This window comes from Synechococcus sp. 1G10, assembly GCF_002252625.1.
Classification (GTDB): Bacteria; Cyanobacteriota; Cyanobacteriia; order PCC-6307; family Cyanobiaceae; genus Regnicoccus_A.
Window position 1 is genome coordinate 101,479 of the sequence record NZ_NQKW01000006.1, and the last position, 8,867, is coordinate 110,345.

The following is an 8,867-nucleotide window of genomic DNA, read 5'->3' on the forward strand; positions in this document are numbered from 1 at the left end:
TGGAGAGCCACCGCCCATGAAGGTGCGTGCCTCAGTCAAGAAGATGTGCGAGAAGTGCCGCGTGATTCGTCGTCACGGCCGGGTGATGGTGATCTGCACCAATCCCAAGCACAAGCAACGCCAGGGCTGACCCTGCCGCGTTCTTCCTTCCCAAGTGCCCTTCGGGGCACACCGCCCTGCCTTTGCCGGCCGGGCTCCCTCTGCCCAACTGAATCGTTTTTTTCGTGGCTCGGATTTCCGGTGTCGATATCCCTCGCGACAAGAGGGTCGAGATTTCTCTCACGTACGTCTACGGGATCGGGCTCAACCGCGCCCAGAAGATTCTTGCCAAGGCCGGCGTCAACCCCGACATCCGCGTCAAGGACCTCGATGACGGCGATATCCAGAAATTGCGGGCAGCTGCCGAAACCTTCACCCTCGAGGGTGATCTGCGCCGTCAGGAGGGCATGGCCCTCAAGCGCCTGCAGGACATCGGCTGCCTCAGAGGCCGTCGCCATCGCATGGGTCTTCCCGTGCGCGGTCAACGCACCCGCACCAATGCACGCACCCGCCGCGGCGCCCGCAAGACCGTGGCCGGCAAGAAGAAGTAATCCGTCCGTCTGAACCCGGCTCCGCCGCTCAGTTTCACCACCCCATCACCCCACCAGGCCCCCGTCCATGGCGAAGCCAGCCAAGAAATCCGGCGCGAAAAAAACCAAGCGCAATGTGCCCAACGGTGTTGCGCACATTCAGAGCACCTTCAACAACACGATCGTGTCAATCACCGACACGGCCGGCGAGGTGATTTCTTGGTCGTCGGCCGGCGCGAGCGGCTTCAAGGGAGCTCGCAAGGGCACTCCTTTCGCCGCCCAGACTGCCGCTGAGGCTGCTGGCCGCCGCGCCCTGGAGCAGGGTATGCGTCAGATCGAGGTGCTGGTGCGCGGCCCCGGCTCAGGGCGTGAAACCGCCATCCGAGCACTGCAGGTGGCTGGCCTCGAGATCACCCTGATCCGGGACGTCACGCCCTTGCCCCACAACGGCTGCCGCCGCTCCAAGCGCCGCCGGGTCTGAATACTCGCTCCAAGCCGCTCTTCGGCGTTCCTCTTCACCACCATCAGGCCGTGCATCACTATCAGATCGATCGGGTCGAGCATCACATTGCCGACGACCGCTCCCAGACCGGTGTGTTCGTGATCGGGCCCCTGGACCGCGGTCAGGCCATCACCCTCGGCAACGCCCTGCGTCGGGTGCTGATGGGCGGCATGGAGGGCAGTGCCATCACCGCCGTGCGCATCGCCGGCGTCAACCATGAATACGCAACGATCCCTGGAGTGCGCGAAGACGTGCTCGACATCCTGCTGAACTGCAAGGAAGTCGTCGTCAACAGCCGCAATCGCGATCAGGAAATCGGACGGCTGATCGTGAACGGCCCCGCCAGCGTCACAGCCGCTGACCTGCAGTTCTCCTCCCAGGTTCAGGTGATCGATTTCGATCGCCCGATCGCCACCGTGGCTGAAGGTCACTCCCTGGAGCTTGAAGTCCACGTCGAGCGTGGCGTCGGCTACCGGCCGGTGGATCGTCATCACGAAGACACCAGCGCGATCGACCTGCTCCAGATCGATGCGGTGTTCATGCCGGTGCGACGGGTGAACTACACGGTCGATGAAACGGCCGTCGGCGAAGGCGGTTCGGCCCGTGAGCGTCTTCGCCTGGAGATCGTCACCAGTGGCTCGATCACACCCGACGATGCGATGGCCCAGGCCGCCAATCAGCTGATCCAGCTGTTCCAGCCCCTAGCCACTCTGACCATGGTCGAGGAGCCTGGCCTGGAACCCGAGCCCTCGGCCGAGAGCCAGATCCCCCTGGAGGAGCTGAACCTGTCGGTTCGCGCCTACAACTGCCTGAAGCGGGCCCAGGTCAATTCGGTCTCCGACCTGATGGGCTTCAGCTACGAGGATCTCCTCGAGATCAAGAACTTCGGCTCGAAGTCAGCTGATGAGGTGATCGAAGCTCTCGAGAGGATCGGCATCTCTCTGCCCCAGAGTCGCACCACAGCCTGAGCGGCACCCTTTCCCACCTTCCCCTCTTATCATTCCCCGGAACCATGCGACACCAGTGCCGCGTCCCCCTGCTCGGACGACCCGCCGACCAACGCAAAGCCCTCTTGCGTGGTCTCACCACTCAGCTGATCCGTGAAGGCCGCGTCACCACCACCAAGACCCGTGCCAAGGCCCTGCGTGATGAAGCCGAGCGGATGATCACCCTTGCCAAGGACGGCAGCCTGGCCGCCCGCCGTCGCGCCATCGCCTACATCTTCGACAAGCAGCTGGTTCACTCCCTGTTCGACAAGGCTCAGGAGCGATACGGCGAGCGCAGCGGGGGATATACCAGGATTATCCGCACCGTTCCACGCCGGGGTGACAACGCCGAGATGGCGATCATCGAGCTGGTCTGACACTCAACCAACGTCGGCGCGATCTTGCCCTCGCTCCCAGACCAGAGACCTCTCCACCGGATTGCTCTCTGCCTGCAGTACGAAGGCTCCTCATTCTGCGGCTGGCAACGCCAGCCGCAGCAGCCCAGTGTTCAGGAGACGCTGGAGCAGGCCATTGCCACGCTCGATCCTCATCGCCCCTTGCGGATCACAGCCGCCGGGAGGACCGACAGCGGTGTTCACGCAGCGGGTCAGGTGGTGCATTTCGAGGCCAGCGGACCGATTCCCGCCAAACGCTGGGCTGCTGCTCTCAACGGCCGCCTGCCGACCTCGATCCGGGTCAGGGCAGCTGCCTCCGTACCCTCCAGCTGGCACGCCTGCTTCTCCGCCAGCTACCGCCGCTACCGCTACACGCTCTACAACGGCCGTAAGCCCAACCTGTTTCTCTCCCCCTGGAGCTGGCACCGCTACCGGCAGCGCCTTGATGAGCGCGCCATGGCGGCCGCCCTGCGCGGATTGCTGGGCTTCCATGATTTCAGCGCCTTCCAGCGGGCAGGCAGCAGACGCGCCCATGCCCGCACCAAGGTCCAGGCCGTGAGCCTGGAGCGTCACGGCGACCTGGTCGTGGCCGAGATCCAGGCGAGCGGCTTTCTATACGGGATGGTTCGCCTGATCATGGGTCAGCTGGTGGCTGTGGGGGAAGGCCAGCTGAGCCTGGCTGGCTTCGAGGGGCGCTGGCGGCAGCGGGCCCGCTCGGAGGTCAAGGAGGCAGCCCCTGCCCACGGACTCTCTCTGCTGCGGGTTGGCTACCCAGCCTCTCCTTTCCCACTGTCTGCCTGGTATGATTGCCAACCGCGGCACTGGCTGGAATGCCAGGATCCGCCGGAGCTTCCTTCCCTGAGCCCGCCTCCGCTGTTCACCAGCCTTAAGGCGTGTTCGCCGCTGGATCACGTATCCAGTGGATACCCGGAAACGGGCCAAAGGGCCAAAGGTTAGGCTCAGGACTTGCGCGTCGTGCTGTTGGGGTCACCCTTCGACGCCGCCCTTCCGCCCCATGTCCAGCCCCATCCTCTCGGATGGCGCCTTACTCCGATCCGGCCTGCCGGTGCGATGAACAAGACCTCCGTTCCTTCTCTTGATTCCCTCGACCGCCAGTGGTTTCTGGTGGACGCCGAGAATCAGACTCTCGGCCGTCTGGCCAGCGAGGTGGCCAGTGTGCTGCGCGGCAAGAACAAGCCAACCTTCACCCCCCACCTGGACACCGGTGACTTCGTGGTCATCATCAACGCCGACAAGATCCGCATCAGCGGCAACAAGGCCAGCCAGAAGATCTACCGCCGTCATTCCGGTCGTCCTGGCGGCATGAAGACCGAAACCTTCGAGGCACTGCAGGCTCGCCTGCCCGAGAGGATTGTCGAGAAGGCCATCAAGGGCATGCTTCCTCACAACGCCCTCGGCCGTCAGTTGTTCCGCAAGCTGAAGGTGTACAAGGGTGCCGAGCATCCCCACACCGCCCAGCAGCCTCAGGTTCTGGCTCTCGATCCTTCTGCCACCGCCAAATGAGCACCGCTTCCAATCGCGTCGTCTACTGGGGCACCGGCCGCCGTAAAACGGCAGTAGCCCGCGTGCGTGTCGTTCCCGGCACCGGCTCGATCACCATCAATGGTCGCCCCGGCGACAACTACCTCAACTACAACCCCAGCTACCTCAGTGCAGTGAAGGCACCCCTTGACACACTGGGGCTCTCCACCGAGTACGACCTGCTTGTCAACGTCAGGGGCGGCGGTCTTACCGGTCAGGCCGATGCCATCAAGCAGGGAGCTGCCCGGGCCCTCTGTGAGCTCTCGCCGGACAACCGGAAGCCCCTCAAAACTGAAGGTCACCTCAGCCGCGATCCCCGGGCCAAGGAACGGCGTAAGTACGGCCTGAAGAAAGCCCGCAAAGCGCCCCAGTTCTCCAAGCGCTGATCCTTCCTCTCGGTATCCATTCCATTCCAGCCATGCCCAAGGCCGACATCCATCCCACTTGGTATCCCGACGCCAAGGTGATCTGTAACGGAGAGGTGGTGATGACCACCGGCTCCACCCAGCCAGAGCTGCACGTCGACGTCTGGAGTGGCAACCACCCCTTCTACACAGGCACCCAGAAGATCCTCGATACCGAGGGCCGCGTGGACCGTTTCATGCGCAAGTACGGCATGGGCAGTGCCGATACCGCCAGCACCAAGCCGAGCAGCGAAGAGCCCAAGGCCGAGGTTGAGGTCGAGGCCTGATCGCTCGAGATCCGCTTCAGAGACCGGACACTCCCCAGTGTCCGGCTTTGTGCTGTCTGCTCACCTGCCCCCATGGATTCATCCTTGCTGCGTGAGCGCCTTGAGGCTGCCGATCGCACCTTCCACGCGCTCGAGCGTCAGCTGGCAGATCCCGCCGTAGCCGCCGACCCCTCTGAGTTACGCCGTCTCTCCAAGGAACGGGCCCGGCTTGAGCCGCTGGCCACGGGCCTAAGCCACTGGCAGAGCCTGCAGCAGCAACTGAAGGATGCTCAGCAACTGGTGCGCCAGAGCAAGGGGGATTCCGAGATGGAGGCCCTGATCCAGGACGAGCTCACCCAGCTCGGAGGTCAGCTCGATGCACTCGAGCAAGAGCTCACCCTCGCCCTGCTCCCCAGTGACCCCCGTGATGAGCGCAGTGTGATGCTGGAGATCCGCGCCGGCACTGGGGGGGATGAAGCGGCACTTTGGGCCGGCGATCTCGCCCGGATGTACGAGCGCTTTGCCCAGGCCGTGGGCTGGAGCGTTCAGCCCCTCAGTGCTTCGGAATCCGACCTGGGCGGCTTCAAGGAGCTGATCCTGGCGATCCGCGGCGATGGCGTCTACAGCCAGCTCAAGTACGAGGCCGGCGTTCACCGGGTCCAGCGGGTGCCTGCCACCGAGTCCCAGGGACGGGTGCACACCTCCACCGCGACCGTGGCGGTGATGCCGGAGGCTGATCCGGTGGAGGTCCAGCTTGATCCCGCTGATCTCGACATCAGCACGGCCCGCTCAGGTGGAGCCGGCGGGCAGAACGTCAACAAGGTGGAAACAGCTGTGGATCTGCTGCACAAGCCAACGGGCATCCGGGTGTTCTGCACTCAGGAGCGCTCCCAGCTGCAGAACCGTGAGCGGGCTCTGGAGATCCTGCGGGCGAAGCTGCTGGAGAGGGAGCTGGCTGAGGCCGCTGCCGCCGAGAGTTCTGCCCGCCGTGCCCAGGTGGGCAGCGGTGAACGCAGCGAAAAGATCCGCACCTACAACGCCAAGGACAACCGGGTCACCGACCACCGCCTGGGGCGGAACTTCGCTCTTGAGCCGGTGCTGCAGGGACAGCTCGCCGAAATGATCGGCGCCTGCGTGGCGGCGGAGCAGAAAACCCGTCTGGAGCAACTGGTGGCCGAGGGCGCAGGCGCGGACTGAGGTCCAAGCTGAGGGGCGTCCCGAAAGCGTGCTTCAGGCCCCGATCACGTACTTGGCCCATTCCTGGCGACCGGAGCGGATGTGGCGGCTGGCCTCGAAGTAAAGGGTGCTCACCGGCCGCCTCGGCACCCGGGCCAGGGGCATGGCCGCTTCTCTGGGTGTGCGGCTGCCCTTGTGCACATTGCAGCGCAGGCAGGCCGTGGTGACGTTCTCCCAGGTGTCGGTTCCGCCGCGGCTGCGGGGGATCACATGGTCGATCGAGAGTTGCTCGCCCTGGTAGCCGCAGTATTGGCAGCTATGGCCATCACGCTGGAAGACGTTGCGTCGGGTCAGCGGCAACTGCTTGAAGGGCACCCGCACGAACTGGCGCAGACGGATCACCGAAGGCAGAAGCATCTCGCCACGGATCGGATGCTGAGAATCGTGCTCAAGACCTTCAGCCTTGCCCTTGAGCAGCATCACCGTGGCCCGACGCCAACTGGTGATGTTCAAAGGCTCATAGGATGCATTCAGGACCAGAACCTGGCTCACGGCGCATGGTCCACGGAAGGGGTGCCAGATCCCCAGATGGCCGCCATGCTAATGGGTCTGAGCCATCAGGCACGAGATTGGACTCACGGATCACATCAGATTGACCCTGCTGCGATGCCGGTCTGAGCTTGCACCGATGCCCCAGCCCTGCCAACAACTGCCAGTTGAGGATCCCCAGCGGTTCGGGGCACCCGGAGTGCACGCGCGGCAGAGGGCCTGGGTGGAGGTGGATGAGAAAGCAATCGAGAACAACGCCAGGGCGCTCGGCCGGTGGCTGGCTCCGGAGTCGTCGCTGATGGCAGTGGTCAAGGCCGATGGCTACGGCCATGGCGCCGCACCGGTGGCTCGCGCGGCCATGGCCGGTGGCGCAACCTCCCTGGGGGTGGCAACCCTGCAGGAAGGCATCGAGTTGCGCCAGTCGGGCCTGAAAGCGCCGGTACTGGTGATGGGGAATCTGATCCACCCCGACGAGCTGCGCAGCTGCCTGGAGTGGGAGCTGATGCCCACCATCAGCGGCATGCGCGAAGCTCTGCTTTGCCAGAATCTGGCCAGCGGCAGCGGCCGCTCCATGGCGCTGCACCTCAAGCTCGACACCGGCATGGCCCGGCTTGGAGTGGACTGGAGCGATGGGGTGAGGCTGCTGCAGGCCCTCCATGGTCTGGAGGCGACACATCTGGCTGGGATCTACTCCCATCTGGCCGATGCCGACTCTCCCGACCCGGGAGGTGGGGGACTGACCGCCGTTCAGCAGCAGCGCTTCGAGAGTGTGCTGCGCGGGGCCGTTGAGCTGGGGCTGCCCACCGGGGTGCGTCATCTGGCCAATTCAGCCGGCACCCTGCGCTGCCGCCAACTCCACTACGACCTGGTACGTGTGGGCCTGGCGCTTTACGGCCAGTCCCCTGCCGAGCACCTGAGCCACGCAGTGTCCCTGCAGCCCGCCATGAGCGTGCGCGCAAGGGTCTGCCTGATCCGCGAGGTGCCTGCCGGGGTTGGAGTGAGTTACGGCCACCGCTACCGCACCCGGCGTCCGACCAGGCTGGCGGTGGTCACGATCGGCTACGCCGATGGGGTGCCAAGGCTGCTCAGCAACCAGCAGGAAGTGCTGTTCGCCGGGCGCCGGCTGGCCCAGGTGGGGGCGATCACCATGGATCAGCTGCTGATCGATGCCACCGAGGCTCCCCAGCTGGAGGTGGGCTCGGTGGTCACCCTGCTGGGTGACGACGGAGATGAGCGCATCTCCCCCCAGGACTGGGCCCAGGCCACTGGCACCATCCCCTGGGAGATTCTCTGCGGCTTCAAGCACCGTCTACCCCGCCTCCACCTTGGCGAGGCCGAGCGCGATCGCTGATAAGCTCTTTCGGCCCCTGGAGAGGTGGCTGAGTGGTTGAAAGCGGCTCCCTGCTAAGGAGTTACAGGAGGCAACTTCTGTCGAGGGTTCGAATCCCTCCCTCTCCGTTCCAAGACCCTGGCTCCAGAAGCATCTTCGCCACGAAGACCCAGCCTGGCGAGGCTTTCCGCCCAGTGATGATCAGCTCGCTGAACAAGCCTCGCTGAGCAGCCAGCTCAGCTCCGGAAGAAGCTTTTCATCGGCGGCCCGCTCTGCCCCTTCGCTGAAGATCACCAGCAGGAAGGGAGCCCGTCCCTCGATCTCCACGTAGGCCGCGTCATGGCGGGCCTGGCTCATCCAGCCGGCCTTGCTCCACAGCCGGGCAGAAGCTGGCAGCCCCGCGCCGATGAAACCATCCACCTGGTTCTCCGGATCCGCCGCCCTCAGCTCAGAGTCGAGAGAACGGCTCAGCAGCTCCCGCATCCGGGTGCAGGCGGGGGGAGACACCAGGGCGCCGGCCATGATCACGTGCAGGAGCCGGGCCGTGGCATCAGTGCTGAGCCGGTTGCGATTCTCCAGCTCCGGTCCGTAGAACTGCCGCTCCCGTCCGTAGGGGCCATCACCCCAGGTTTTCTGGCAGACGTTGCAGCCCTCGAATTCGGGCCAGCCCTGGGCGGCGTACCACTGGTTCACCAGCTGGCGGGCCTCGATCCAGGCCCGCAGCGGCCGCTCAGGCAGGTCGGGGCCGCTGGTGGTGCCCGTGAGCCAATCCACCAGCACGGCGGTGGCATCGTTGCTGGAGTCGCGGATCATGTCGGCCATCGCCCGCCGCAACTCGGGGCCGTCTTCGAGCAGCTGGCGCTGGAGCCAGGCTTCGGTGGCCGCCAGGTAGAAGAGCTTGACCACACTTGCCGGATAGCGGGCCGTGGAGCCGTCCCAGGTGGCACCCGCCACTGGCTCCAGCCAGGGCCTCAACGAATCACTGGCCTCGGCCGCGCCGATCAGGCTGCGCTGATAGCGCAACCAGGTGATCGAGACCTGGGAGGCCAGACCGGGGCGGCCCTGGAGCTCCAGGGAATGGAGATGGTCCTCGAGGATCGCTCTCATCGCCGCATCGGGGCTGTAGAACGCCATCGGAACCGCTGTCT

At 65.0% G+C, this 8,867-nt stretch carries 13 protein-coding genes and 1 tRNA gene; 12 read left to right on the plus strand and 2 right to left on the minus strand.

Annotated features, from left to right (window positions below):
- Nucleotides 1-16: 16 nt before the first annotated feature.
- The 10 genes from rpmJ to prfA all read left to right on the plus strand — a co-directional run bounded on the left by rpmJ (nucleotide 17) and on the right by prfA (nucleotide 5,861).
- Nucleotides 17-130: a 50S ribosomal protein L36 gene (gene rpmJ, locus CJZ82_RS07185; protein ID WP_007100636.1), complete on the plus strand. Its 114-nt coding sequence runs from the start codon at nucleotides 17-19 to the stop codon at nucleotides 128-130.
- A 94-nt stretch (nucleotides 131-224) separates the two neighbouring features.
- Nucleotides 225-590, plus strand: coding sequence for a 30S ribosomal protein S13 (gene rpsM / locus CJZ82_RS07190; RefSeq protein ID WP_094555113.1), 366 nt, complete (start codon nucleotides 225-227; stop codon nucleotides 588-590).
- Nucleotides 591-657: 67 nt separating this feature from the next.
- On the plus strand, nucleotides 658-1,050 hold the full coding sequence (gene rpsK, locus CJZ82_RS07195; protein ID WP_094555114.1) for a 30S ribosomal protein S11: 393 nt from the start codon (nucleotides 658-660) through the stop codon (nucleotides 1,048-1,050).
- Between the two features lie 50 nt (nucleotides 1,051-1,100).
- A complete protein-coding gene (locus CJZ82_RS07200) occupies nucleotides 1,101-2,039 on the plus strand; it encodes a DNA-directed RNA polymerase subunit alpha (protein ID WP_094555115.1) in 939 nt (312 codons plus the stop codon).
- Between the two features lie 44 nt (nucleotides 2,040-2,083).
- Nucleotides 2,084-2,434 carry a 50S ribosomal protein L17 gene (rplQ, locus tag CJZ82_RS07205; protein ID WP_094555116.1) on the plus strand — a complete coding sequence of 117 codons (351 nt, stop codon included), beginning with the start codon at nucleotides 2,084-2,086 and terminating at the stop codon, nucleotides 2,432-2,434.
- A 24-nt stretch (nucleotides 2,435-2,458) separates the two neighbouring features.
- Nucleotides 2,459-3,409, plus strand: a complete 951-nt coding sequence (gene truA / locus CJZ82_RS07210; RefSeq protein WP_094555117.1) for a tRNA pseudouridine(38-40) synthase TruA — start codon at nucleotides 2,459-2,461, stop codon at nucleotides 3,407-3,409.
- A 114-nt stretch (nucleotides 3,410-3,523) separates the two neighbouring features.
- Entirely contained in the window at nucleotides 3,524-3,976 is a 453-nt protein-coding gene (gene rplM, locus CJZ82_RS07215; RefSeq protein WP_094555118.1) for a 50S ribosomal protein L13, read from the plus strand.
- Nucleotides 3,973-4,380, plus strand: a complete 408-nt coding sequence (gene rpsI / locus CJZ82_RS07220; protein WP_094555119.1) for a 30S ribosomal protein S9 — start codon at nucleotides 3,973-3,975, stop codon at nucleotides 4,378-4,380. The genes rplM and rpsI overlap by 4 nt, the downstream gene beginning before the upstream one ends.
- Nucleotides 4,381-4,412: 32 nt before the next feature.
- Nucleotides 4,413-4,685 (plus strand): 50S ribosomal protein L31, encoded by a 273-nt coding sequence (gene rpmE / locus CJZ82_RS07225; protein ID WP_094555120.1) that lies wholly within the window; start codon nucleotides 4,413-4,415, stop codon nucleotides 4,683-4,685.
- A 72-nt stretch (nucleotides 4,686-4,757) separates the two neighbouring features.
- Entirely contained in the window at nucleotides 4,758-5,861 is a 1,104-nt protein-coding gene (gene prfA / locus CJZ82_RS07230) for a peptide chain release factor 1 (RefSeq protein WP_094555121.1), read from the plus strand.
- Between the two features lie 33 nt (nucleotides 5,862-5,894).
- Here prfA and CJZ82_RS07235 read toward each other — a convergent pair whose 3' ends face one another.
- Nucleotides 5,895-6,392: an HNH endonuclease gene (locus tag CJZ82_RS07235; protein WP_094555122.1), complete on the minus strand. Its 498-nt coding sequence runs from the start codon at nucleotides 6,390-6,392 to the stop codon at nucleotides 5,895-5,897.
- Nucleotides 6,393-6,528: 136 nt separating this feature from the next.
- On the opposite strand from CJZ82_RS07235, the gene alr reads away from it, so the two are divergent.
- Both alr and CJZ82_RS07245 read left to right on the plus strand, forming a co-directional pair.
- Entirely contained in the window at nucleotides 6,529-7,740 is a 1,212-nt protein-coding gene (gene alr, locus CJZ82_RS07240) for an alanine racemase (RefSeq protein WP_198949686.1), read from the plus strand.
- 18 nt (nucleotides 7,741-7,758) lie between these two features.
- Nucleotides 7,759-7,847 (plus strand) — tRNA-Ser (locus CJZ82_RS07245).
- Nucleotides 7,848-7,920: 73 nt separating this feature from the next.
- On the opposite strand, the gene CJZ82_RS07250 is transcribed toward CJZ82_RS07245, so the two are convergent.
- Nucleotides 7,921-8,853 carry a serine hydrolase gene (locus tag CJZ82_RS07250; protein WP_094555123.1) on the minus strand — a complete coding sequence of 311 codons (933 nt, stop codon included), beginning with the start codon at nucleotides 8,851-8,853 and terminating at the stop codon, nucleotides 7,921-7,923.
- Nucleotides 8,854-8,867: the final 14 nt, after the last annotated feature.